The organism is Paenibacillus maysiensis (assembly GCF_000520815.1).
Classification (GTDB): Bacteria; Bacillota; Bacilli; order Paenibacillales; family Paenibacillaceae; genus Paenibacillus; species Paenibacillus maysiensis.
Genome location: NZ_ASRY01000232.1, coordinates 1 through 1,263 on the forward strand (window position 1 = coordinate 1; position 1,263 = coordinate 1,263).

Genomic DNA, 1,263 nt, shown 5'->3' on the forward strand with positions numbered 1-1,263 from the left:
CTTGCTCGAATTCTTGATCGGGTAGCTAATCAGTGGAATCGGCTTCATGGTCGGATGATATTCATTCCGAAATGGGCGATCAAATTGCCAAAGGGTTGTTTGCTTACGATCACTGTTCCAGTAGTGTCCACCTGTCGGCTTCCAACCGTACAATACAGGCTCGTGCATCCAGTGATATTGAGAATGACCGAGTACCATTGCTTGCTTTGCCCAGATACAGCATTGTGCTAGTTTGAATCCAGCTTCAATAAATGCCTTCCTAAAATTTAAGCCTTCACTATCTGCGTGGAATACATATAGACTTGCTCCATCATCTGCTACTTCAAACATTCGAGTATAAGCAGCCAATAGAAAATCATAAAATTGGTGATTGTCCATTTTATCGTTCTCTATTTTCAATGCAGCCTTGGTCTTACCTGTATAGTCCACATTGTAGGGTGGATCAGTTACAATAAGCTGAGCCTTCTTACCATCCATCAATGTTGCGATATCCTGCGGATTCGTCAAGTCACCGCATATGAGCCTATGCTTCCCAAGTAGCCAGACGTCACCTTTACGAGTGATCGGATGCACAGGTAATGCTTCTTCTACATTAAAATCCTCTTCGTCTTCCGCTGTATCTTCATGTAATGTATCCAGCAACTTCTCTGCTTCAGACCAATCAAAGCCTGTTAACTCAATATTATATTCTACTTCTTTTAGCTCATCTAATAATGTAGCCAGTGCATCAAAGTCCCACTCCCCTGTAATTTTATTGAGCGCTATGTTCAAGGCTTTCTCTTTCGACTTATTCACATCGACTATGACGCATTCAACTTCATCGTATCCAAGTGCCTTCAACACTTTAGCTCGTTGGTGGCCTCCTACAATGGTATAATCGCTATTACAAATAATCGGTTCACAATAACCGAATTCCATTACACTATTCCTAATCTTTTCAAACTCGGGATCGCCAGCTTTTAAATCCTTCCTTGGATTATATTCGGCGTGTACCAGTTGATCGATCTTCAATTTCATCCACTTCATTTATAAAACTCTCTCCTTTATTTCTACAACTTTCTCATTATTTCTGGCGTTTTTTATGTACGGAATTAAAACTTCTACGCTTACGAATCTGATTTCTAATCCACTTGATCCCCCTTTCTACCTTCATTTTTAAAAAGGCTGCAATCCACATCCAGGTGAAAAACACACCAACCGCAGTGATAAATCGTAATATTTCTATGCTTATTGCTTGTAACATTAATAGCATTCATATTTCTC

At 40.0% G+C, this 1,263-nt stretch carries 1 protein-coding gene; it reads right to left on the reverse strand.

Features of this window, described 5'->3' with window-relative positions; all coding sequences use genetic code 11:
• The coding region (locus tag L696_RS0116880; RefSeq protein WP_025684693.1) for a site-specific DNA-methyltransferase at nucleotides 1–1,026 on the reverse strand (1,026 nt) is incomplete at its 3' end.
• Between the last annotated feature and the right edge of the window lie 237 nt (nucleotides 1,027–1,263).